Raw genomic sequence first — 24,661 nt, 5'->3', positions numbered from 1 at the left:
CTCAACGGCCGAACAGGCGGCGGCGGGGGCGCTTCGGCGAGCGGGCGACGACCTTGCCGCCGAAGACGAACCCGGCGAGCTCGATCACGGGCGCGTCCGGCGCGAAGCCGGTCGCGCCCGGCGGGAGCCGCACCTCGTTCCTGAGCGACCGGACACGGGCGTCCGGGGCGGTCACGATCCGCACACCCTCGGGGACCGTCAGGTTGACCGTGCCGGCCATGACGGCGAGCTGCACCACCACGTGCCGCGACTGGAGCAGCGCCTCGCACAGGTCCATCGTGACCGTGCCGCCCAGGGACGTCACCGGCACCTGGGAGGGCACGACCCACCGGCCGCCACGGGTCTCCGTACGGAAGAAGGCGGTGACGGGACGGCTGTCCATCCGGAACGGCTGGCTCTCCGGCGGCAGCAGGTCCACGGTCAGCTCGGCCAGCTCGCCGAGGGTCCGCGCGGCCCAGACGCGCTCCACCCGTTCCTCGTGCTCCAGCGGCGTGAGCCGCCCGTCGGCGACGGCGTCCGCGAGCACCGCGACGATGCGCTCCCGATCGGCGTCGGAGGCCCGCAGCAGGGCAGGGTCGGGCGTGTCCGGGGTGCGCGGCGAGAGGAAGGCGGAGATCCACTTCACGGCTGAGGACTCGCTGCTGCTCACACCATCGAGAGTAAGCGGTCGACGCGCGCCGGTCACCACGCGACGCGGCGCCGACGTCGAACCCGGCATTGACCAGGGACTTCGCGGCCGCTTAGCGTGAGGAGGTGGTCGCGGGGGCGGTGACACGGCAGGTCGGCAACCTTCCGGCCGACTTGACGAGTTTCGTCGGCCGAAGGCGTGAGCTGGCCGAGATCAGGCGGCTGCTTTCGGCGTCGCGTCTGGTGACCCTCACGGGTGTGGGCGGCGTCGGCAAGACCCGGCTGGCCCTGCGGGCGGCCGCCGAGCAGCGCCGCGCGTTCGACAGCGTCTGGCTGGTGGACCTCAGCACCGTCACCGATCCCGCGCTCGTGGCGGAGACGGTGGCGGCGACCATGGGCGTGCGGGACGAGCCGGCGGCCTGCCCGGTGGACGCGCTGGAGCACGTGCTGTCCTCGCAGCGGACCCTGCTCGTGCTGGACAACTGCGAGCACCTGCGTGACGCCTGCGCCGTGCTCGCCGACCGGCTCCTGCGCACGGCCCCCGAGTTGCGCATCCTCGCGACGAGCCGGCAGTCGCTCGGCATCACGGGCGAGCACCAGATGAAGATCTCGCCGCTGCCCGTCCCCGAGCCGGACCGGCCGCTCAGCCGCAGGTCTCTGGAGTTGTACGACGGGATCAGCCTGCTGACGGAACGGGCGGCGGCGGTCCTGCCCGGCTTCACCGTCACCGAGGACAACCAGGCGGCCGTCGCCGAGCTGTGCCGCCAGCTCGACGGCATCCCCCTGGCCATCGAACTCGCCGCCGTGCGGCTGCGGGCCCTGTCGGTGAACGCGCTCGTCGAGCGCCTGCGCGACCGCTACCGCATGCTCACCGGGGGCAGCAGTACGGCGGTGCCGCGTCAGCAGACCCTGCACGCGCTGGTCGACTGGAGCTTCCAGTTGCTGCCCGGCGCCGAGCGGACGCTGTGGACCCGGCTGTCGATCTTTCCCTCTCACTTCGACCTGGACGCCGTCGAGGCGGTGTGCACCGGCGGCGGCATCGAACGGGACGACGTGCTCGACCTGCTCGACGCGCTGCTGGACAAGTCGCTGCTGCTGCGCGAGGAGCACTCCGACACGGTCCGCTACCGCATGCTCGACACCCTGCGCGAGTTCGGCCGCAAGCGGCTCGGCGGGCCGGCGGAGCGCCGGTCGCTCCAGCGGCGGCACCGGGATCACTATCTCCTGCTGTCGCGGCAGGCGGCCGCCGAGTGGTTCGGCCCCGACCAGTTCTCCTGGCTCAGGCGGCTCGACCTGGAGCAGGCGAACCTGCGCGCCGCGATGGACTTCTGCCTGCAGGAGCCCTGCGAGGCGGAGGCCGGGCTGCGGATGGCCCTCTGCCTGACCGACCCCTGCTGGCTTGCCAACGCGTACTACAACGAGGGCCGTCACTGGCTGGACCGCATGCTGTGGGCGGCGCCCGAGCCCACCGTCCTGCGGGCGCTGGCGCTGTGCGCCGACGCGGAACTGGTGCTCACCCAGGGCGACACCGACAGGGGCCGGCGTCTGCTGGCGGAAAGCCGGGCACTCGCCGAGAAACTGGGCGACCCGGAAGCGCTCGCCCAGACGTCCCTGGTCGCCGGGATGGCGGAGCACTACGCGGGCGACTACGCGAGGGGCATCCCGCTGCTGGAACGGGCGGTCGCTGAAGAGGAGGCCGTCGGCAACCTGAGCGGCCTGCTGGTCGCCCTGATCACGCTCGCGGCCGGCGTCGGCTACCTCGGCGACCGGGCCCGCGCCACGGAGCTGTTCGAGCGCGCTCTCGCGCTGACCGAGGCCCACGGCGAGTGCTCCGGCCGGGCCTGGGTGTTCACGATCTTCGCCGTCCACCTGTGGCAGGGCGGGGAGAACGTCCGCGCGCTGGCGATGGCACGCGAGGCCCTCCTTCTCGGCCGCGACCTGGGCGACCGGATGAACATCGCGTTGAACCTGGAGGTCATCGCCTGGGTGCAGACCGGCGAAGGCCGCCACCCCTGCGCCGCCCGGCTGCTCGCGGCCTCGGAGGAGATCGGCCGTACGGTGGGCCTGACGCCGTCCCGCGACAAGCGGTTCGCCGAGTTCCACGAGCGGTGCCTGACCGGTCTCCGTACGAGCCTGGGCGACCGGGCCCTGAGCCGCGAGACCCGCAGGGGAAACCGGCTGACGATGGACGAGGCGATCGGGGAGGCGCTCGGCGAGCGCGCCGCGGGCGGGCCTGCGCGCGCGGACGAGACGGTCGCGGAGGCCGAGCCCACGCCGCCCGGCCGCCCCACGAGGGCGGTCTCGGCGGCCGAGCCGTCCCCGCTCACCCGGCGTGAGCAGGAGATCGCCGAGCTGATCGCCCAGGGACGGAGCAACAAGGAGATCGCCTCCACCCTCGTCATCTCGCAGCGCACCGTGGAGGGCCACGTCGAGCACATCCTGGACAAACTCGGCTTCGCCTCCCGGGCCCAGATCGCCGCCTGGATGGCCGCACGCGAAGCGAGCGGCCGGTCCTGACCCGCTCACCCCATTGACCGGGCGGGTGGCGGCTCCTACGCTGGCGAAAACTTGAACCCCCCTCATGTTCGTGGAGGACCGGTGCCCACTCCTCGCGACCGGCAGGCGCGGCTCGCCACGTTCGCGGTGTTCTTCGTCCAGGGCCTCACCTTCGCCACGCTGCTCACCCAGGTGGCGGCGCTGCAGAAGAAGCACGGCCTGTCGGACGGCGAGCTGACCATCCTGCTCCTCGTCGTCCCGCTCATCGCGGGGGCCGGGAGCGCGCTCGCCGGCGCCGCCGCGTCCCGGTGGGGCAGCCGCCTGATCCTGCGCCTGGTGCAGCCGCTCGCCTGCGCCGCCGTCGTGCTCGCGGGCCTCGCCCCGAACGTCCCCATGCTGGTGGTGGCCAACGTCCTGTTCGGCCTCGGCCTGGGCGGGGTGGACGCGGGCATGAACATGCAGGGCGTCGCGGTCGAACGCGAGTACGGCCGGGCGGTGCTCACCGGGTTCCACGCGCTGTGGAGCGTGGCGGCGGTCATCGGGTCGCTGTGGGCCTCCGCGGCGGCCACGCTCGGCCTCGGCCTGCCCGTCACGTTCTCGATCGCCCTCGTCCCGGCCGCCGTCGTCGCCGTCCTGTCCTCGCTCCGGCTCTACCGGCCGGAGGAGGAGCACCACGCGGTCGCGGCCGTGGTCCGGGCGCAGGACGCGGGCGCCGGCAGGCCGGCCGGGGTCGCGTGGCGCCCGATCATCCCTCTCTGCCTCGCGATGGCGTTCCTCTACGTCGGCGACTCGTCGGTCTCCAACTTCGGCACCGTCTTCATGGACAAGGTCCTGCACGCCTCGGCGACCGTGATCCCGCTGGCCCTGGGGGCCTACCAGCTCACCACGTTCCTGGTGCGCGTCGGCGGCGACTTCGCGGTGCGCAGGTGGGGCCCGGCGGCCATCGTGCGCGCCGGGGGCGCCGTCGCGACGCTGGGCTTCGTCGCGATCGTGGCGGCCCCGACGGTGCCGCTGGCGATCGCGGGCTTCGCCCTCACCGGGATCGGCCTGTCCGTCGTCGCCCCGCAGTCGTTCTCCGCGGCCGGCCGCCTCGACCCCGCGGGCACGGGCGTGGCGATCGCCCGGGTCAACATGTTCAACTACGTGGGGTTCATCGTCGGAGCCGCGCTCGTCGGCGGCCTCGCCGACGCCTCCGGCTTCCGCGTCGCCTTCGCCGCGCCGCTCGTCCTCGCCGCCGCGATCATCCTGCTCGCGCGCGGCTTCCAGCCGCGTACGGCCGACCCGGCCACCGCGACCACCGTCGTCACCCCCTGACATCCCCCTCGACGTTCCCCGCCAGGGCGCGTACGGCCTCGGCGACACGGTGGGCGGGCAGGCGGGCGAAGCCGAGCACCAGCCCCGGCGATCCGTGGGCCGACGTCACGACCTCTGCGGACAGACCCACGGCGCGGGCGGCCTCGGCCAGGCCGGACGGGTCGCCCCCGTCGTCCACCTCGGCGTACAGGTGCAGCCCGGCCGAGATGCCGCGCACGTTCATCCAGGGCAGGTCCTCGGCCAGGGCGCCGACGAGAGCGTCCCTGCGCCGCCGGTACTCCCGGCGCATCCGGCGCAGGTGCCGGTCGTACGCCCCGCCGTCGATGAGGTGGGCGAGCACGTACTGGTCGATGACCGGCGAGCCGAGGTCGAACTCCCCGCGCGCGAGCCGTACGGCACGGGCGACGCGCGGGGGCGCCGCGATCCAGCCGAGCCGCAGCCCCGGGGCGAGGGCCTTGCTCACGCTGCCGGCGAGCACGACCCGGTCGGGCGCGAGGCCCTGCAGGCACCCGACGGGGTCGCGGTCGAAGCGGAACTCCGCGTCGTAGTCGTCTTCCAATACGAGGGCGCCTGTGCGGGCCGCCCAGTCGACGAGCGCGGCGCGGCGGGCCGGGGACAGGACGACGCCGGTCGGGTACTGGTGCGCGGGAGTGACCACCACGGCGTCGGCGTCGCCCGGCAGGGCCCCGACGACGATCCCCTCGCTGTCGACGGGCACGGGGACGATGTCCGCCCCGGCCCGCCGGAGCAGCGGAAGCTGACGCGCGCTCGTCGGGTCCTCGACGGCAAGGACGATCCCGCGGCCCCGGTCGCGCGCCAGGGCCTGGACGACGAGGCTGAGCCCCTGAGCCACCCCGGTCACGACCACGACGTCGTCCGCTGACGCGTCGGCCGCGCGCACCCTGCCGAGGTACGCGGCGAGTTCGCGGCGCAGTGCCGGCACACCGCCGGGGTCGCCGTAGTCGAGCGCGTCGTTGGGCAGCGTGGCCAGGACGTGACGGACGGCGGCGAGCCATGCCTGCCGGGGAAACAGGCCGAGATCCGGCGACGTGGGCCGATGGCCGTAGTGGGGCCAGCAGCTCTCCCGCTCGTCCCCGGGGCGCCCGGGGGCGGCCTGCCGCCCGGCCCCCGCCGCGACCCTGGTGCCCGCGCCCGTTCTGGATTCGAGGACTCCCTCGGCCACCAGCTGCTCGTACGCCTCGACCACCACGCCGCGCGACAGGCCGAGATCCCGGGCGAGGTCGCGGGTGGCGGGCAGACGGACGCCGGGGACGAGCCGCCCGGACCGGACTGCCTCGCGCACCTCGCGGGCGATCTGCCCGGCGAGCCCGCCGGCGGCTCTGTCGACCATGAGATGAAGATCGGCCATTGGCCCACACTAACGGCCATCGATTGGACCATGAACCAGGACCAATCCGTCCCTAGCATCACCTGACATGAACACTCATGCGGCCGGAGCTGCGGGTGCGATGTTCCTCGTGGGGACGTTGGCGGCGGTCTCCGGCGTTATCGCGGACTATCCGGTCTACGGGGGTCAGGCGCTCCGCTACGCCCTCGCCGCCGTGATCCTGCTCGCCGTCGCCCGGGCGCGCGGCCTCGGCCTCGTGCGGCTCCGGCCGCGGCAATGGGCGCTGCTCGCCGCGCTGTCGCTGACGGGGCTCGTGCTGTTCAACGTCTGCGTGGTCGAGGCGACCCGCGCGGCCGGGCCCGCGCTGCCCGGCATCGTCCTCGGCACCGTGCCACTGGCGCTCGCCCTTGTGGGCCCGATCTTCACGGGTGCCCGGCCGTCCCCGCGCGTCGTGGCGGCGGGTCTGGTGGTGGTCGCCGGGGCCTCTCTGGCGACCGGCGCCGGCAGCGGCAACCTGACCGGGCTGTTGTGGTCCCTTGGCGCCCTGGTCTGCGAGCTCTGCTTCTCGCTGCTGGCCCTGCCGCTGCTGCCGCTGATCGGTCCCGTCAGGCTGTCGGCCTGGACGGCCGCGCTCGCGGTGCCGTTCCTGCTGCTGGCGGGCATCGCCCTGGACGGCCGTCACGTGCTGCGCGCGCCGACCGCCGCGGAGGCGGGCGGCCTCGCCTACCTCGCCCTGGTGGTGACGACCGTGGCGTTCTTCCTGTGGTACCGCTCGCTGCCCCACCTGGGCGCGGACCGGGCCGGGCTGTTCGCCGGGATGATCCCCGTCGGCGCGCTCGCCACGGCCGCCCTTCTGGGGATCGCCGTCCCCTCCGCGGCCGACCTGGCGGGAGCGGCCCTCGTGATCAGCGGGATCGCCCTCGGGCTCCGCTCGCCCTCACCGCGTCTGCCCGCTCAGCCACCCGCTCAGCCGCCCGTTCGGCAGGCTGCTCAGCTGGCCGCGGCTCCTCGCGTGGCGTCGCTCGCGCCCCGGGAGGGGACAACCACGTGATGTCGCCGTCCTTGACCTGCCGCAGCACGAGCGTGAGCAGCGACACCGCCAGGGCCACGAGAATGCCGATCGCGAAGATGACCATGACCCATACTTCGGCGTTCATGACCCCTCCCCTCTACTGTCCTATGTCTTAATTATCCCGCTTTGTGGTCGAATATTCAGTATGAAGTTCCTCAAAACCTACTCACAGCCCGGACATGATGACCGCCGCCCGCGCGCCGTACGCTGTGCAAAGACCATGGGCGGTCCGCACGCCGGGCGCGCCCCACCAGGCAGACCACGAGGAACCGAGGACGATGCCGGAGTTCGACTACACCGACCTGCTCCCGCTTGGACCGGACGAGACGGAGTACCGCCTGATCACCAGCGAGGGGGTGCGGGTCACCGAGGCCGCCGGGCGCAGGTTCCTGGAGGTCGAGCCGGAGGCCCTGCGGCTGCTCACCGAGACCGCGATCCACGACATCTCGCACTACCTGCGGGCATCCCACCTGGCCCAGCTTCGCAAGATCGTCGATGACCCCGAGTCGAGCGGCAACGACCGCTTCGTCGCCCTCGACCTGCTCAAGAACGCGAGCATCTCGGCCGGCGGCGTGCTGCCGATGTGCCAGGACACCGGCACCGCGATCGTCATGGGCAAGCGCGGCCGGCACGTGCTGACGGACGGGCGCGACGCCGAGCACCTCAGCCGGGGCGTCTACGACGCCTACACCAGGCTCAACCTGCGCTACTCGCAGATGGCGCCGCTGACCATGTGGGACGAGAAGAACACCGGCTCCAACCTGCCGGCCCAGATCGAGCTGTACGCCGAGGACCCGAACGGCCACCCGGACGAATACAAGTTCCTGTTCATGGCCAAGGGCGGCGGCTCGGCCAACAAGTCGTTCCTCTACCAGGAGACCAAGGCGGTGCTCAACGAGAAGCGCATGCTCGCCTTCCTGGAGGAGAAGATCCGCTCGCTCGGCACCGCCGCCTGCCCGCCGTACCACCTGGCGATCGTCGTGGGCGGCACCAGCGCGGAGTACGCCCTGAAGACGGCGAAGTACGCCTCGGCCCGCTACCTCGACTCCATCCCCACCGAGGGCTCGCCGAGCGGGCACGGCTTCCGCGACCTGGAGATGGAGAAGAAGGTCTTCGAGCTGACCCAGAAGCTGGGCATCGGCGCGCAGTTCGGCGGCAAGTACTTCTGCCACGACGTGCGCGTCATCCGGCTGCCCAGGCACGGCGCGTCCTGCCCGGTCGCCATCGCGGTGAGCTGCAGCGCGGACCGGCAGGCGCTGGCGAAGATCACACCGGAGGGCGTCTTCCTCGAGCAGCTGGAGACCGACCCCGCCCGCTTCCTGCCCGACACCACCGACGAGCACCTCGGCGGCGACGTGGTCAGCGTCGACCTCAACCGCCCGATGCCGGAGATCCTCGCCGAGCTGGGCAAGTATCCGGTGAAGACCCGGCTGTCGCTCACCGGCCCCCTCGTCGTGGCCCGTGACATCGCCCACGCGAAGATCGCCGAACGGCTCGACGCCGGCGAGGACATGCCGCAGTACATGAAGGACCACGCCGTCTACTACGCCGGCCCCGCCAAGACCCCCGAGGGCTACGCGTCCGGCTCCTTCGGCCCCACCACCGCCGGGCGGATGGACTCGTACGTCGAGCGCTTCCAGGCGGCGGGCGGCTCGATGGTGATGCTGGCCAAGGGCAACCGGTCGAAGCAGGTCACCGAGGCGTGCCGGCAGCACGGCGGCTTCTACCTCGGCTCGATCGGCGGCCCGGCCGCCCGGCTGGCCCAGGACTGCATCAAGAAGGTGGAGGTCCTGGAATATCCGGAGCTGGGCATGGAGGCGGTCTGGAAGATCGAGGTCGTGGACTTCCCGGCCTTCATCGTCGTCGACGACAAGGGCAACGACTTCTTCGCCGACACGACCGGTCCCGTCCTTACCATCGGGAGGCGGTGATCTACAGGGAGGTTGTCAGGATCTTTGACAGAAGATCTCAACAATTTCCCGGCATGGTCTCTACAGGTCGCACTACACAAATCGGTAAGCTGCCACCCATGCGTGCGCCGTCCGGATACCTGTTAGCCGCGCGCTATCGGCTGATCGAGCCGGTCGGGCGCGGCGGGATGGGCACTGTGTGGCGCGCGCGTGACGAGCTGCTCGACCGCGAGGTGGCTGTCAAGGAGGTGCGGCTCCCCCTGGTCCTCGACGAGGACCTGCGGGCGGAGCTGTGCGCGCGCACCGAACGCGAGGGCCGGGCGACCGCCATGGTCGCCCACCCCTCGGTCATCACGGTCTTCGACGTCATCACCGAGGACGACCGCCCCTGGATCGTGATGGAGCTGCTCAGGGCGCGGTCGCTGGAGGAGCTGATCCGTCAGGAGGGCCCGCTGCCGCCGCGCCGGGTGGCCGACATCGGCAGGCAGGTGCTCGGCGCGCTGCGCGCCGTGCATGCCAAGGGCATCCTGCACCGGGACGTGAAGCCCAGCAACGTGCTGGTGACCGACGACGACCGGGCGGTGCTGACCGACTTCGGGCTGGCCGCACTGGAGGGCGACGCCTCCATCACCCAGGCCGGGATCGTCCTCGGCTCCGCCGGGTACATCGCCCCGGAACGCGTCCTCGGCGACAAGGCGAGCCCGGCGGCCGACCTGTGGTCGCTGGGGGCCACCCTCTACACCGCCGTCGAGGGCCGCGGCCTGCACGGCCGCCGTACGGCGGCAGCCGCGCTCGCGGCGCTGACCAGCGGCGCTCCGATCCCCATGGACAAGGCGGGGCCGCTCGCCCCGGTCCTTCGCGGCCTGCTCCAGATCGACCCCGCGGCCAGGCTCGACGGCGTCCGCGCGGCCCACGCGCTGTCCAGGATCGCCGCCGGAGGTTCGGCCGAGGACCCGTTCGCGTCCCCGTTGCGGGCCGGCCGGCCCACGCCGCCGCCCACCGCCCCGCAGCCCACCGCTCCCGAACCCCGCAAGCCGCCGCAGCGCAGCCAGCGGGGACAGCATCGGGCCGACTCACGGCCCACGCCCAAGGTGACCCCGCGCGACCGCGACTCCGGGCCCCACCGCCAGCAGGGGTCGTACGGCCAGCCGCACCGGCCCGGGGAGTACGCCCAGCCCCATCCGTACGACCCGTACACCTCCGGGCGATACGACCTGTACACCTCGGGTCGGTACGACCTGTACGGCCCGCACGGGCAGTCCGGACAGTATGGACAGTTCAGCCAGAGCGGTCAGCTGCGGCACAGCGGCCCGCTCAGCGGCCCACACAGCGGCTCTTTCAGCGGCCCGCACCAGCAGTCGGGGCAGCCGGGGCAGTCCGGCCACCGCGGCTATCCGCGCGACTACGGCTACTCGCGGGAGACGCCGGCCGTGCCGTCCCAGCGGCGGCGGCCGAGCGAGGGCCTGCACCGCAAGCCGCCGGAGCCCGCCCTCCACCACGTCGTACGCATCCCCATGATGCGGCACGTGGCAAAGATGATCAAGATCCTGCTCCCGCGCCGGTATTGGCCGAGAATCTTCATCAAGTAACCAGAAAGCGATTTCCAAGGTGGAATCGCTATCTTTCTAGATATGCCGGAACAGCACCCTCGGCCGCTCGCCGACCGCTACGAGCTGCGCACCCGCATCGGCCGGGGCACCATGGGCACCGTCTGGCGGGCGTACGACCGGTCACTGGGCCGGGAGATCGCGGTCAAGGAGATCCGCCAGGACCCCTCGCTCAGCCCACGGCAACGGCAGGAGCTGCGCGAACGCATGATGCGCGAGGGCCGCATGGCGGCGCGCGTCAGCCATCCCTCCGTCGCCACCATCCACGACGTGATCGTGTCCGACGGCATCCCGTGGATCATCATGGAGCTCGTCGAGGGCCGCTCGCTGGAACAGGTGATCGACGAAGAGGGGCCGCTGCCGCCGCGTCTGGTCGCGGAGATCGGCTACGACCTGCTCGGCGCGCTGCGGGCGGCCCACGCCCAGGACATCCTGCACCGCGACGTCAAACCGGCGAACGTGCTGCTGACCGAGACCGGCAGAGTGGTGCTGACCGACTTCGGCATCGCCAAGGCGCTGGGCGACCACGCACTCACCCAGACCGGCATGGTGATCGGCTCGCCGGGATACACCGCCCCGGAGCGGGCCAGGGGCGATTACACCGGCCCCGAGTCCGACCTGTGGTCGCTCGGCGCGACGCTGTACTTCGCCGTCGAGGGACGACCGGCCTATGAGCGCTCGACCGTCGGCGAGACGCTGGCCGCGTTGATGACGGAGGAGGCCGACCCACCCGCCCAGGCCGGGCCGCTGCGTCAGGTCCTCGAGGGGTTGCTGGTGAAGGACCACACCGCGCGCCTCACGCCGGAGCGCGCCGCCGCGATGCTGCGCCTGATCGCCGACACCCCCACGGGCTCCATCCCCGCGGTGCCCCCGGCACCGCCCCCGCCCCCCACGCCCGCCCCGGCGCCCACAGGTGCCGCGAAGGCGCGCCCCGACGGCGACGGCTCGGCCGCCGCAGCGGCCGTCGCCCCACCCCCTGGAGAGAACATGACCGAAGGCGACGAGGACGACGCGAACCGCACAATGGTCGTCCCCCGCCCCGCAGGCGGCCTCCGCCTGCCTTCCCCGCCCCCTGGCCAGTCCCGGAACGCCGGCGCAGGCGAGCCCGTCCCCGAGGCCGCCGACAGGCACAGCACCACGGTGCCCGGCAGGCTGCCCGGGCGGGGACCGGCGACGCCCCCGCTCCCCGGCCCCGTCGCCGAGAATCGTCCCGACCGTCCCGCGCCCGTCATGCCGGGGCCTCCCGCCGGTCCGCCCGTCCCGGGGAGGCCGCCCAGCCTGGGCACGGACCTGTTCACAATGCAAGGACCCACCGGCCCGGACGCCAAGACGCAGGCCCGGGTGCTCGTGACGATGGGGATCGTGCTCGTCGGCGTCCTCGCGCTGATCCTCCTGGGCGTCTTCATCTTCGCCAAATGATTCGTAAAGGGATCAGCTACGCCGACGCCGTCCGCCTGCTCGGGCAGGAGAGCAAGGTCGTGAAGGCCCTCACCGGCACCCTGATCGATGCCGTACCGGTGTTGTCCCTGTTCGACATCAAGGACGAGGCCGTACGGCTGGCGGGCGAGGCGACCGGCGTGCTTCGCGACCGGGTGACGGGCCTGAACCGGTATGACCGTACGGCCCGGCTGGAGGCGGCCCAGGCCGTCCTCGTCGTCGCGGCGTTCTTCGAGGCCCTCGACGAGCTGCGCCTGCCGTTCGATCCGAAGGAACTCCGCCTCACCGGGGCCGAGGAGGCGGCACTGGCCGGAGCCGGCCCACGACCGGGATCGATGGTCGACACGCTGATGAGGATCGCGCCGGCCGGTTTCCGGGCCGATCGCTCCTACGCGGACATGCTCGGCTCGATCGAGGCCTACCACCACGGGCTCGCGTCGGCGCTGACCAGGTTCGTCTCGGGGCTTGCGGTCCGCGACCGGCTGGACGCGACCGAATGGGCACGCGCCAAGAGGGCGATCGAGGAGGAACTGCCCGAGGCCGCCTGCCGGAGATACGAGGAACTCCACCGGCGGCTGGCTTCGGACATCCCCGAGTTCGCACTGTGGCGTGACGCGATCGAGCGCAGGCACGTGACCACGGGCCTCGGCGAGCTGGAGAGACTGCTCACCGAGGTCGCCGCCCGCACCAGGACGCCGGAGCACCGGCACACGCTGTCGCGCGCCCATCGGGCCGTCCTCGATCGGCCGATCGCGCAGTCCGGTGAGGTCCCCTCGGGCATGCGCATGCCCACCCTCGTCGAGGCGTACGTGAACCCGCGCTTCCGGCCGGCCGAGTACGGAACGCAGGACGATCCCAGCGCAGAATCGTGGTGGGACCAGAGGGAGCCGAGCGACGACATCGCAGGCTTCCTGGCCCGCCACTTCACTTCGCCCGAGGCCACCAGGATGCCGCTGGTCGTGCTGGGCCAGCCCGGTGCCGGGAAGTCCGTGCTCACCAAGATCCTGGCCGGTCGCCTCCCGGCCGGCGACTATCTCCCGGTGCGCGTGCCGCTGCGGGAGGTGCCTGCCGACGGGACGATCCAGGAGCAGATCGAGGCCGCGGTGCGGGAGGCCACCGGTGAGCACCTCAGCTGGCCTGAGCTGGCGCGGTCGGCGGACGGCGCGCTGCCGGTGATCATGCTGGACGGGCTGGACGAGCTGCTCCAGGCCACGGGCGTCCACCGGTCCGACTATCTGAGCCGGGTGGCCGACTTCCAGCGCCGGGAGGCGGAGCTGGGCCGCCCGGCGGTCGTGCTCGTGACCACACGCACGGCCGTCGCCGACCGGATGCGCTTCCCGCCGGGGTGCCTGACGATCCGGCTCGAACCCTTCAGCGTGGAGCAGGTCCGCCGCTGGCTGGCGGTGTGGAACGCCGCGAACCAGGACTACTTCACCGCGCACGGCCTGGAACCACTGCCGCCGGAGACGGCGCTGGCGCACGGCGACCTGGCGTCGCAGCCGCTGCTGCTGCTGATGCTCGCGCTGTACGACGCCGACGCCAACGCCCTGCGGCGCGGCGAGACCGGGCTCGGCCAGGCCGAGCTGTACGAGCGGTTGCTGACCCGCTTCGCCCGGCGCGAGGTGGACAAGCACCAGCCGGGACTGCCGGAGACGGCGGCGGCGCAGGCCGTGGAGCTGGAGTTGCGCACCCTTGCCGTCGCGGCGTTCGCGATGTTCAACCGCGGCAGGCAGTGGGTCACGACCAAGAGCCTCAACAGAGACCTGACCGCGCTGCTCCCGGCTCAGGCGGCCCAGACCACGAGCTTCCAGGCGCCCCTCTCCCGAGCCGACCGGGTGATCGGGAAGTTCTTCTTCGTCCATCAGGCGTCCGCGGAAAGGGACGGCGCCAAACTCCAGACCTACGAGTTCCTGCACGCCACCTTCGGCGAGTACCTCGTCGCGCGGATGACGCGCGACGTCCTGCGCGGCATGGTCGCCCGCGAGACGGCGGCGGCGGCCGATCCGTTCTTCGCTCCCCCGCAGCCGGACGACGGGCTCCTCCACGCGCTGCTGTCGTTCTCACTGCTGACCGAGCGGCAGCCGACCGTGGAGTTCCTCCGCGACCTGCTGCCCGCCCTCGACCGCGAGCCCGCGACCGACCTGCTCGTCCGCCTGCTGCACGGGGCCGAGACCCGGACCGACCAGAGCTACGCCGACTACCGGCCCGGGAGGAACACGTTCGTCACCCGGTGCGCCTATTACACGGCCAACCTGGTCGTCCTCGCCTCCCTCGTCGCCGACGGAATCACCGCTGGCCGGCTGTTCCCCGGCGACGGACACCCCGTCCGCTCCTGGCCTCACCTGACGTCTCTCTGGTACGCGCGCCTGAGCGGAAAGGCCTTCGAGAGCCTGGTCCGGCACTTCCAGGTCGAGCGGATATTCCAGCATGGCAACCGCGATCTGATCGTCCGGTACATCGGCGACGGCGACCACCGGCGAGTAGGCGGCTTCGAACCCGGTTGGGATGAGGAGGGGACCCCGCCGAGTCCTCACACACTCAACATGGTGCATTTTCGTGGCGATCGGGAACTCGACGGGCTGGCCGAGGCCGCCGAGCCGGCGATCATGGCCGCGGACCTCCGCTCCGCCGCCCAACTCTTCAGCTACAGCGAAGAGGCCGTGGAGCACCTGGCCGCCGCGTGGCGGCTCACCAGGGGAATGCGGGAGACGATCGAGGCGATCACGGCAGACCTGCGTGATGAGTACCGTAACGACCCCGAAAGAGTCGCGGCGGCCTTTCGGAGGGCGACGGGCTCTGAGCTGCCCGACGCGGTGGTCGAGACCGACCGTTCAGAAGACGCGGATCCGGGCAGGAACGTGCCGTAGGAAGAGCCGAAGGACTGAGGCATGGACGAATTCCGCATCGAGCACGACTCCATGGGCGAGGTCCGGGTGCCCGCCCGTGCCAAGTGGCGGGCCCAGACGCAGCGGGCGGTGGAGAACTTCCCGGTGTCCGGCCGGGGGCTCGAGCCGCCGCACATCGCGGCGCTCGCCCGCATCAAGGCCGCCTGCGCCAAGGTCAACGCCGAGTACGGCGTCATCGACAAGGACATGGCGCAGGCCGTCCAGGAGGCGGCCGAGGAGGTCGCCGAGGGTCGCTGGGACGACCAGTTCCCCGTGGACGTCTTCCAGACCGGCTCGGGCACCTCGTCGAACATGAACATGAACGAGGTGGTCGCCACGCTGGCACAGGAGCGGCTCGGCCGGGCCGTCCACCCCAACGACCACGTCAACGCCGCCCAGTCGTCCAACGACGTCTTCCCGTCCTCCATCCACGTCGCGGCGACGTACGCCGTGGTCCACGAACTGACGCCCGCGCTGGAGCACCTGGCGACCGCGCTGGAGGAGAAGGCGACCGAGTTCGCCGACGTGGTGAAGTCGGGCCGCACCCACCTGATGGACGCGACGCCGGTCACGCTCGGCCAGGAGTTCGGCGGCTACTCCACCCAGGTCGAGCTGGCGCTCGAACGGCTTCAGGCGGCGCTGCCGCGCCTGGCCGAGCTGCCCCTGGGCGGCACGGCCGTGGGCACCGGCGTGAACGTGCCCGGTCCCGGCTGGGCACAGGCCGTGATCGCCGAGCTGAGCCGGACGACCGGCCTGCCGTTCACCGAGGCCAGGGACCACTTCGAGGCGCAGGGCGCGCGTGACGGCCTGGTCGAGCTGTCGGGCATGCTCAAGGTGATCGCCGTATCGCTCAACAAGATCGCCAACGACCTGCGCTGGATGGGGTCGGGCCCGCGCGCCGGGCTGGCCGAGATCAACCTGCCCGACCTGCAGCCGGGCTCGTCGATCATGCCGGGGAAGGTCAACCCGGTGATCCCGGAGGCCGTCACGATGGTGGCCGCGCAGGTCGTGGGCAACGACGCCGCGATCACGATGGCCGGGGCCTCGGGATCGTTCGAGCTCAACGTGATGCTGCCGGTGATGGCCCGCAACGTGCTGGAGTCGATCCGGCTGCTGGCCAACGTGTCGCGGCTGCTCGCCGACCGGTGCGTCGGCGGGATCACCGCCAACGTGGAGCGCCTGCGCGAGTACGCCGAGTCGTCGCCCTCGATCGTCACCCCGCTCAACCGATATGTGGGGTACGAGGAGGCCGCCAAGATCGCCAAGCAGGCGCTGAAGGAGCGCAAGACGATCCGGGAGGTCGTCATCGAGCGCGGTCACGTGGCGAGCGGCGCGCTGACCGAGGAGCAGCTCGACCAGGCGCTGGACGTGCTGTCCATGACCAGCCCCACATAGGAAGGCGGGCATCTATGTCGCCGACCGCCATGTGCCCGGAAGAGCGTGGTTCCTATCGTGAGGCAGCATGAGCCTTGAAGGGCGTACGGCCCTCGTCACCGGCGCGGGGAGCGGCATCGGACGGGCGTGTGCCCGGCGCCTGGCCGCCGAGGGCGCGCACGTCGTCGTCGCCGACATCAACGCCGAGGCCGCGGGCAAGGTGGCGGCCGAGATCGGCGGCACGCCGGTGGCCGTCGACCTGTCCGATCCGGAGTTCCTGGTGGCCTGGCGGGGTCAGCTCCCGCCCTCGCCGGCCACCCACCTCCGAGCCGACATCGTCGTGAACAACGCGGGGTTCCAGCACGTGGCCCCGATCGAGGAGTTCCCGCCCGAGATCTTCAGCAAGATCATGCGGGTGATGGTCGAGGCGCCGTTCCTGCTCGTGCGGGACGTGCTGCCCGGGATGTACGAGCGCGGCTGGGGCCGCGTCGTCAACATCTCCTCGGTGCACGGCCTGCGCGCCTCGCCGTTCAAGGCGGCCTACGTGACGGCCAAGCACGCGCTGGAGGGCCTGTCGAAGGTGATCGCCCTCGAAGGGGCGCCGCACGGCGTGACCTCCAACTGCGTCAATCCCGCCTACGTGCGGACGCCGCTGGTGGAGAACCAGATCGCCGACCAGGCGCGCACCCACGGGATCAGCGAGGACGAGGTGGTGGAGCAGATCATGCTCGCCCCCGCGGCGATCAAGCGGCTGATCGAGCCGGACGAGGTGGCCGACATGGTCGCCTACCTGTGCGGCCCCCAGGGATCGTTCGTCACCGGCGTCTCGATCCCCATCGACGGAGGATGGAGCGCGCGCTGACCACTCCGGCTCCCAAGAACACGACGGCCCCCAGAAACACGGACGGCGCGTACGCCTACCTCGACCTGCTCGCCCGTGAGGCGTCGGCGGTCGAGTTCGAGGGCCCGATCCTGCAGGCCAGGGCGGCCGGGGCCGACTCCGCGACGCTGGAGGAGCTGGAGCGGGCCAAGGTCGCGGCGCTGCAGGTGCGGGCCGTGCTGCGCCGGCGGGCCAAGCGCGAGGCGGAGCTGTCGGCGCTGTTCGACACCGCCAGCGACCTGGCCGGGCTGCGCGACCTCGACGCGGTGCTCGAGGCCATCGTGCACCGGGCCAGGCAGCTGCTCGCGACCGACATCGCGTACATGACGCTGAACGACCCCGAGCGCGGCGACACCTACATGCGGGTGACCGACGGGTCGATCTCGGCCAGCTTCCGGCGGCTGCGGCTGCCCATGGGCGCCGGGCTGGGCGGGCTGGTCGCGCAGAGCGGCACGCCGTACAACACGGCGGACTACTTCGCCGACCCCAGGTTCCGGCACACGAGCACGATCGACGTGGCCGTCCACGAGGAGGGCCTGGTGGCGATCCTCGGGGTGCCGCTGCGGCTCGGCACGCAGGTCATCGGCGTGCTGTTCGCGGCCAACCGCAGCGCAAGGCCGTTCGTGCAGGAGGAGGTGGCGCTGCTGTGCTCGCTGGCGGCGCACGCCGCCGTGGCCATCGACACCGCCCGGCTGCTGCAGGAGACCCGGGCCGCGCTGGCCGAGCTGAGCGAGGCGAACACGCTGATCAGGGCGCACAGCGAGTCGATCGAGCGGGCCGCCGACGCGCACGACCGGATGACCGGCCTCGTGTTGCGCGGCGGCGGGGTCGAGGACGTCGCCGCGGTCGTCACCGAGGTGCTGGGCGGCCGCCTGACCGTGCTGGACGACGAGGGCCGCCCCCTCGTGGGCGAGTCCGGCGACCTGGACACGGGTGTCTTCGACGCCGCCCAGTCCTCGCGGGCGCTGGGCCGCACGGTGAAGCGGGGCGACGCGTACGTCGCGTCGGTGGACGTCGGGGCGGCGCCGCTGTGCACGCTGGTCCTGCGGACCGACCACCCGGTGTCCGACACCGACCAGCGGATCCTGGAGCGCGCCGCGATCGTCACCGCGCTGCTGCTGTTGTTCCGCCGCAGCGTGGCCGAGGCGGAGGGACGGGTGCGCGGTGAACTGCTCGACGACCTGGTCTCCCGTCCCGAGCTGCGCGGGCTGGACGACCGGGCGCGACGGCTCGGTGTCGACCTCGACGTGCCGCACGTGCTGGTCGTGGCGCGGCACGACGGGCAGCGGGAGCGCGGCGCCTTCTGGGCGTCGTCGCAGGCGACGCTGGCCCACGGGCTGGCCACCGCCCGGGGCGACGAGGTCGTGCTGCTGCTGCCCGGCGACCGGCCCGGCGCGCTGGCCCGGCGTGTCGCGGCCGAGTTGAGCGCCTCGCTCGGCCGCCCGGCGACGGCGGGGGCCGCGCCGGCCTCCGGGCCGGTGACGGCGGTGGCGTCCGCCTACCAGGAGGCCCTTCGCTGTGCGGGGGCGCTGGTGGCCCTCGGCCGTACGGGTGACGGCGCGAGCGCCGAGGAGCTGGGCTTCGTCGGCCTGCTCGTGGGCGAGCGGCGCGAGGTGTCCGGCTTCCTGTCCGGCGCGCTCGGGCCGGTGCTCGACTATGACGCGCGCCGGGGAACCGCCCTGGTCAAGACGCTGAACGCCTACTTCGGCACGGGCGGCTCGCTGTCGCGTACGGCCGAGGCCCTGCACATCCACGTCAACACGGTGACCCAGCGGCTCGACCGGGTGGGGCAGCTGCTCGGCGAGGACTGGCAGGAGCCCGAGCGCGCCCTGGAGATCCAGCTCGCCCTGCGGCTGCACCGGCTGCGCACCCACATGCCGGACGCCTGAGGTGTGTGGCGACGCCCCATAGGAGTGACCTCGGTCACTGCGTACCGTGGCGGAACCCCCCATCGGAGGAGTTCCCATGGCAAACACCCCACCTGCCCGGATCGGAAAGGTCGTCGGGGCCAGCCTGATCGGCACCACCATCGAGTGGTACGACTTCTTCCTGTACGGCTCGGCCGCCGCCCTGGTATTCAACAAGCTGTTCTTCCCCACCGAGAACGAGCTGACCGGCACACTGCTGGCGTTCCTCACCTACGCCGTCGGCTTCGTCGCCCGGCCCCTCGGCGGGCTGGTCTTCGGCCACTACGGCGACCGGCTCGGCCGTAAGCGGCTGCTGGTCATCAGCCTGCTCATGATGGGCGGGTCGACGTTCCTCATCGGCTGCCTGCCGACGTACGCCGCGCTCGGCGCCGGCGCGCCCCTGCTGCTGACCGTGCTCCGCCTGGTGCAGGGTTTCGCCCTCGGCGGCGAGTGGGGCGGCGCGGTGCTGCTGGTCTCCGAGCACGGCGACCCCCGCAACCGCGGCTTCTGGGCGTCCTGGCCGCAGGCCGGCGCTCCCGGCGGCAACCTGATCGCCACCGGGGTGCTGGCGCTGCTGGCCGCGGTGCAGCCCGACGACGCCTTCCTCGCCTGGGGCTGGCGGATCGCGTTCCTGCTGTCCGGCGTGCTCGTGCTGATCGGCCTGTGGATCAGGTTGACGGTCACCGAGTCGCCGGTGTTCCAGGAGGCGCTGGAGCGGCAGGAGCCCGCTCCGAAGGCTCCCATCGTCGGCGTGCTGCGCCATCACTGGCGCGACGTCCTGGTGGCGATGGGCGCCCGCATGGCGGAGAACGTCTCCTACTACGTGATCACCGCGTTCGTCCTCGTGTACGGCACGACGGCGGCGGGCCTGCCCAAGGGCACCGTGCTCAACGCCGTGCTGATCGGCTCGGCGTTCCACTTCGTCACGATCCCGCTGTGGGGCGCGCTGTCGGACCGGATCGGCCGCAGGCCCGTCTACCTTCTCGGCGCCGTCGGCGTCGGCCTGTGGGCCTTCGCGTTCTTCCCGCTGATCGACACCAAGAACTTCGCCCTGGTCACCGTGGCGGTGACGGTCGGCCTGCTGCTCCACGGCGCGATGTACGGCCCGCAGGCGGCGTTCTTCTCCGAGCTGTTCGCCACCCGGATGCGTTACTCGGGCGTGTCGATCGGCTACCAGCTCGCCTCGATCGTGGCCGGGGGCGTGGCCCCGCTGATCGCGGTCGCCCTGCTCGACGCGTACGGATCGAGCGTGCCGATCTCCGTCTACGTGGTGGCGGCGGCGATCCTCACGATGATCGCGGTGATCGCCTCCAGAGAGACCCGCGACCGCGACCTGTCCGCCATCGAGCCGACCTCGGGCGCCGCCCAGGCCGCCGCGATCGTGAAGGAGGCCTGATGCGCGCCGGTGCCGTCATGCTGGCCGCCCTGGCGCTGACCCTCCCCCTGGCCGCCGCCATCCCGTCCGAGGCCGCCGCCTGCCCGGGGGTGACCGTGCCGGGCGCGCAGAAGCAGGTGATCGCCTGCCTCGACGATCTCACCACGAAGGGCACGTCGGCCTCCGGTCACACCGACCAGTCGGACTGGTCGGGCCTCAACTCCCCCGGCGCCGTCAACCCCGGCGGCGTGCCCGGCATGCAGGTCGACGGCTACTTCCCCGACACCTCCACCGGGAACACCAACCACGGCTGGAACCACGACGCGCAGTTCGTCATCCGGCTGCCCCAGCGCTGGAACGGCGGCCTGGTCGTCGCCGGGTCGCCCGGCAACCGGGAGACGTACGCCAACGACTTCACGATCTCCGACTGGGCGCTGGCCAAGGGTTACGCGTACGCCGCGACCGACAAGGGCAACACCGGCGTCTACTTCTACCGCGACGGCGCACGGCCCGGCGACGCGGTGGCCGAGTGGAACCGCCGGGTCAGCGAGCTGGCGGTCGCCGCCAAGGCCGTCGTCCGGCAGCGGTACGGCAGGCCGGCCCGCACGACGATCGCGGCCGGTCAGTCCAACGGCGGCTACCTGGTCCGCTGGCAGATCGAGAACCGTCCCGACCTGTTCGACGGCGGCGTCGACTGGGAGGGCACGCTCTTCACCGCCGACGGACCCAACCTGCTGACGTTCCTGCCGCCCGCGCTGCGCGCGTACGCGAAGGGCGACACGGCCGGGGTCGCGGCGGCGGGCTTCGCGCCCGAGTCCGACTTCCTGTGGCCGTTCCACTACCAGTACTACTGGGACCTCACCCAGCGCCTCTACCGTGAGGAGTTCGACCCCACCTATGACGGCGACGCCGAGGCGGGCACGCCGTTCTGCGCCTCCGGCACGCCCGGCTGCGACACGGACTACGACTACGCCTCCAGGCCCGCGGCCGTGAAGCAGGCGGTCGCGCGGGTGAGCCTCACCGGGAAGATCAAGCGACCGCTGGTCATCGTCCACGGCACCCTGGACACGCTGCTGCCGATCCGCGAGGATTCCGACGTCTACGCCAAGATGATCGCCGACCGGCACCGCGACCGGCTGCTGCGCTACTACCGTGTCGAGGGCGGCAACCACGTCGACAGCCTCTACCCGGCCTTCCCCGACCGCCTGCGGCCCCTGCTCCCCTGCTTCCGCAGCGCGTTCACCGCGCTGGAGGCGTGGATCGGCACGGGCACGCCGCCGCCCCCGGACGCCACTCTGCCTCGCCCGGCCACGGGCGACCTCGAGAACACCTGCACCCTGGGAGCAACACCATGACCCTGCCCATATCCGCCGAGCGCGTCAGCACGCCCCGTCTGACTCTCAACGTCCTGTCCGTGCCGGACTCGGCGGGCGACCCGGTGGTGTTCGTGCACGGCAACGTCTCCTCCAGCGCGTTCTGGTGCTCGACGATGACCGCGATCGCGGCGGAGGGGTTCCGGCCGTACGCGCTCGACCTGCGCGGCTTCGGCGACTCCGACCCCGAGCCGGTGGACGCGAGCCGGGGCGTACGCGACTACTCCGACGACCTGCTCGCGCTGCTCGACCGGATCGGGCCCGCGCACCTCGTGGGCTGGAGCCTCGGCGGCGGGGTCGTCATGCAGGCCATGCGCGACCGGCCCGAGGCGGTCCGCAGCGCCACGCTGGTCAACCCCGTCTCGCCGTACGGCTTCGGCGGCACCACGGGCCCGGACGGCGTGCTCACCAGCCCCGACGGCGTGGGCTCCGGCGGCGGCGCGGCCAACCCCGAGTTCGTGGCGGCGCTCCGGGCGGGCGACCGGTCGGCCGACTCCCCCGTCTCGCCCCGGACCGTGCTGCGCGCCACGTACGTCGCCGCCGGAACCGACCTGGGCGAGGAGGAGGACGCGTTCGTGGAGTCGATGCTGTCCACCCGGATCGGCGAGGACCACTACCCGGGCGACTCCCTGCCCTCGGACGCCTGGCCGGGCGTGGCCCCCGGCAAGCGGGGCGTGCTCAACACGATCGCGCCGACCAACTTCCGGATCGACGACCTGCACGAGATCGACCCGAAGCCGCCCATCCTCTGGATCAGGGGCGACCAGGACGTGATCGTCTCGGACACGTCGCTGTTCGACCTGGCGCACCTGGGTGCGATCGGCGCCGTGCCCGGGTGGGACGGCACGCCCGCCCAGCCCATGGTGACCCAGACGCGGGCCGTGCTGGACCGCTACGGCGCCTACCGGGAGGTCGTCGTCGAGGGCGCCGGCCACGGCCCGCACCTCGACAAGCCGGCGGAGTTCCGCGCGGCGCTGCTCGCGCACCTGCGCGGATAGTCAGCGCGGACGGCCCGCGCGGACAGCCCCGCGCGATCTCAGCGGCGCTCGCGCAGGACGCGGACGGCGATGCGCCGCAGCAGTGAGGGGGCCTGCGGCGACGCCCCGGCGGGCAGCACGTGCACCTGCCCGCCGCGGCGCACCGTCAGCCCGAACAGCAGGTCCACGTCCTTCTGGTCGACCCGGAGCGCGGGCCGCCAGGACCCCGGGCCGAGGCACTCGTCCCCGCCGATCCGGCTCACCGGCACCCGCGCGACGAGCTGCCCGGCCACCCGGCCGGGTATCCCCGGCTCGACCAGCGCGGGCACGACCATGCTGCGCCCGCGCCCGTCCTGCTCGCGCAGCACCAGCTCGGCCGGCGGCCCGCCGCTCGGCGGCACGTACGGCACGGGCACGACCACGAAGACGTGCCCCTCCTGCCTGGCCACGGTGGCCCGGGACGAGACCAGTGCGATCGACTCGGGGAACGACTTCGGCTCCACGCAGACGCCCAGCTCGCCACGCTCGGACCAGCACGGCACGACGAGCCGCCTGGGCTCGCCGGCGAGCGCGCCCGCGCAGCTCATCGGCAGGGCGGGGCGGGCCACCCGGGTGCGGCCCGCATGGATGCCCCGCATGCGCACGTGGACCTCCCACAGCCCGGCGGGCAGCGGCCGTCCGATGGCCGCCGCGCCGGCGTCGAGGCGGGCCTGGCCGCTCACCCACACGCGCACCTGGCCGCCGCGCGCCTGGTCCCCGAGGCCCGCGCGGCCCACCGAGCAGGTGACCGGCAGGGAGTGGACCACGCCGGTCTCCACGTGGCGGACGCAGACCTCCACACGGGCCCTGCGCACCGCGTCGGTCACGTCGGCGCCCTCGTCGTCGAGCAGGCCGTCGAGCAGGCCCTCGACCCCGGGGGGCGGAGTCCACAGCAGCCGGTCGCCCCGCTGCCGCAGCCACAGCGGGCCGCCCCCGGCCCGGAGGATCTCCACGCTCAGGTCGAGCAGCAGCACGCCCTGGTCCCAGCGCAGCTCCCGCAGCTCCGCGCTGAGCCTGGTGCCCCGGGACGCCTCGGCGAGCGCGACCAGCGCGTCGAGGCGGTCCAGGCGCAGCAGCGCCGTACGGGCGCGCAGGTGCGCGGGAAGGTGGACGTCGAGCGAGGCGGGAAAGCGGTCGAGGGTGAAGCGGCGCAGGAAGGAGAACAGGACCATCCGCTCGTCCGGCTCGGCGGCGAGGAACCGCGCGCCCGCGAGACGGCGCAGCCCGAGCGTCCGATACCAGTGGGCCTGGATGCGCTCCCGCTGCGAGCCCGGCTCGGTGTAGGCGTCCACCACATCGAAGATCGCGTTCAGGCCGTCGAAGAGCGCCTCGGCGTCCGGCGCCTCCTCCGCCGTCCCCGAGGAAGCCGGGCCCAGGTGGCAGCAGATCTCGTCGGCCAGCACGGCGATCACCTTCGCGGCGAGGTACGCCCTGGTCACGAACGCCTGCTCGGACAGCGGCCGGTCGGCGAAGCGGAGCTGGCAGGTCTCCAGGAAGTCGCGGCTGAACAGCTTGTGCGCCGTCGGCAGCGCGAGGAGGTGGTCGCGCAGCACGTCGGCCCGGTCCCGGTCGCGGGCGAATGTGGCCGGCGGCGGCCCCTGGTCGGCGAGCCTGCCGATCAGCACGTCGGCGTCGGTCTCCACGGCCCTGTCGTACATCCGCTCCAGTGCGTGCGGCTCAAGCCTGTCGTACTGGCCGAGCAGGTAGACGTACTCGCCGCGGGCCACCGACAGGCCGACGTTGCGCCCGCGCGCGGGCGAGCCGCTGTGGTCGAGGTGCAGGACCCGCACGTTGTCGCGCTGCTCGGCGATCGCGTCGAGCCGCCTGCGGGTCCCGTCCGTCGACCCGTCGTCCGCGAAGACGACCTCGTACTCGTCCGGCGGCAGCGACTGCTCCAGCACCGAGCGCACACACGCGCCGAAGGCGTCGTTCGACAGCCCGGGGTTGGACACGGGCATAACCACGCTGACCTTCACACCCATGAGGCCAAGGGTGCAGTGCGACCCCCGCCGTACGCGCGGGCTTGCCGAAAGGTCGAGA

Annotated in this window: 16 protein-coding genes; 13 read left to right on the top strand and 3 right to left on the bottom strand. The window is 72.6% G+C overall.

Going from position 1 to position 24,661, the window contains the following annotated elements:
- Position 1: 1 nt before the first annotated feature.
- Positions 2-649 carry a DUF1707 SHOCT-like domain-containing protein gene (locus FH610_RS25615; RefSeq protein ID WP_240809188.1) on the bottom strand — a complete coding sequence of 216 codons (648 nt, stop codon included), beginning with the start codon at positions 647-649 and terminating at the stop codon, positions 2-4.
- A gap of 104 nt (positions 650-753) precedes the next feature.
- Between FH610_RS25615 and FH610_RS25610 the strand changes: the two genes are divergently transcribed.
- Entirely contained in the window at positions 754-3,144 is a 2,391-nt protein-coding gene (locus FH610_RS25610; RefSeq protein WP_240809187.1) for a LuxR C-terminal-related transcriptional regulator, read from the top strand.
- Positions 3,145-3,225: 81 nt separating this feature from the next.
- Entirely contained in the window at positions 3,226-4,437 is a 1,212-nt protein-coding gene (locus FH610_RS25605; RefSeq protein WP_139577364.1) for an MFS transporter, read from the top strand.
- On the opposite strand, the gene pdxR is transcribed toward FH610_RS25605, so the two are convergent.
- On the bottom strand, positions 4,427-5,806 hold the full coding sequence (gene pdxR / locus FH610_RS25600; protein WP_139577363.1) for a MocR-like pyridoxine biosynthesis transcription factor PdxR: 1,380 nt from the start codon (positions 5,804-5,806) through the stop codon (positions 4,427-4,429). The two genes, FH610_RS25605 and pdxR, sit on opposite strands and share 11 nt — an antisense overlap.
- 67 nt (positions 5,807-5,873) lie before the next feature.
- Between pdxR and FH610_RS25595 the strand changes: the two genes are divergently transcribed.
- The 11 genes from FH610_RS25595 to FH610_RS25545 all read left to right on the top strand — a co-directional run bounded on the left by FH610_RS25595 (position 5,874) and on the right by FH610_RS25545 (position 22,603).
- Positions 5,874-6,836 carry a DMT family transporter gene (locus FH610_RS25595; RefSeq protein WP_139577362.1) on the top strand — a complete coding sequence of 321 codons (963 nt, stop codon included), beginning with the start codon at positions 5,874-5,876 and terminating at the stop codon, positions 6,834-6,836.
- A gap of 299 nt (positions 6,837-7,135) precedes the next feature.
- On the top strand, positions 7,136-8,788 hold the full coding sequence (locus FH610_RS25590; protein WP_139577361.1) for a fumarate hydratase: 1,653 nt from the start codon (positions 7,136-7,138) through the stop codon (positions 8,786-8,788).
- Between the two features lie 98 nt (positions 8,789-8,886).
- Positions 8,887-10,356, top strand: coding sequence for a serine/threonine-protein kinase (locus FH610_RS44640; protein WP_139577360.1), 1,470 nt, complete (start codon positions 8,887-8,889; stop codon positions 10,354-10,356).
- A 42-nt stretch (positions 10,357-10,398) separates the two neighbouring features.
- Positions 10,399-11,793, top strand: coding sequence for a serine/threonine-protein kinase (locus FH610_RS25580; protein WP_139577359.1), 1,395 nt, complete (start codon positions 10,399-10,401; stop codon positions 11,791-11,793).
- Positions 11,790-14,678 (top strand): NACHT domain-containing protein, encoded by a 2,889-nt coding sequence (locus FH610_RS25575; protein WP_139577358.1) that lies wholly within the window; start codon positions 11,790-11,792, stop codon positions 14,676-14,678. The genes FH610_RS25580 and FH610_RS25575 overlap by 4 nt, the downstream gene beginning before the upstream one ends.
- A gap of 21 nt (positions 14,679-14,699) precedes the next feature.
- Positions 14,700-16,091 (top strand): class II fumarate hydratase, encoded by a 1,392-nt coding sequence (locus FH610_RS25570; RefSeq protein WP_139577357.1) that lies wholly within the window; start codon positions 14,700-14,702, stop codon positions 16,089-16,091.
- A gap of 67 nt (positions 16,092-16,158) precedes the next feature.
- Positions 16,159-16,932 carry a 3-hydroxybutyrate dehydrogenase gene (locus FH610_RS25565; RefSeq protein ID WP_139577356.1) on the top strand — a complete coding sequence of 258 codons (774 nt, stop codon included), beginning with the start codon at positions 16,159-16,161 and terminating at the stop codon, positions 16,930-16,932.
- Entirely contained in the window at positions 16,917-18,839 is a 1,923-nt protein-coding gene (locus FH610_RS25560; protein WP_139577355.1) for a helix-turn-helix domain-containing protein, read from the top strand. Before FH610_RS25565 ends, FH610_RS25560 begins: the two co-directional genes overlap by 16 nt.
- A 76-nt stretch (positions 18,840-18,915) precedes the next feature.
- Positions 18,916-20,253 carry an MFS transporter gene (locus FH610_RS25555; RefSeq protein ID WP_139577354.1) on the top strand — a complete coding sequence of 446 codons (1,338 nt, stop codon included), beginning with the start codon at positions 18,916-18,918 and terminating at the stop codon, positions 20,251-20,253.
- Positions 20,253-21,587, top strand: a complete 1,335-nt coding sequence (locus FH610_RS25550; protein WP_139577353.1) for a 3-hydroxybutyrate oligomer hydrolase family protein — start codon at positions 20,253-20,255, stop codon at positions 21,585-21,587. The genes FH610_RS25555 and FH610_RS25550 overlap by 1 nt, the downstream gene beginning before the upstream one ends.
- Positions 21,584-22,603: an alpha/beta fold hydrolase gene (locus tag FH610_RS25545; RefSeq protein ID WP_139577352.1), complete on the top strand. Its 1,020-nt coding sequence runs from the start codon at positions 21,584-21,586 to the stop codon at positions 22,601-22,603. Before FH610_RS25550 ends, FH610_RS25545 begins: the two co-directional genes overlap by 4 nt.
- A 38-nt stretch (positions 22,604-22,641) precedes the next feature.
- On the opposite strand, the gene FH610_RS25540 is transcribed toward FH610_RS25545, so the two are convergent.
- Entirely contained in the window at positions 22,642-24,603 is a 1,962-nt protein-coding gene (locus FH610_RS25540; protein ID WP_139577351.1) for a glycosyltransferase family 2 protein, read from the bottom strand.
- Positions 24,604-24,661 lie beyond the last annotated feature (58 nt).

The sequence above is a fragment of the Microbispora catharanthi genome (assembly GCF_006334915.2).
In the GTDB taxonomy this organism is placed as follows: domain Bacteria; phylum Actinomycetota; class Actinomycetes; order Streptosporangiales; family Streptosporangiaceae; genus Microbispora; species Microbispora catharanthi.
The sequence above is the reverse complement of the archived record's forward strand: the minus strand, read 5'-3'. Positions and strand labels throughout refer to the sequence as shown.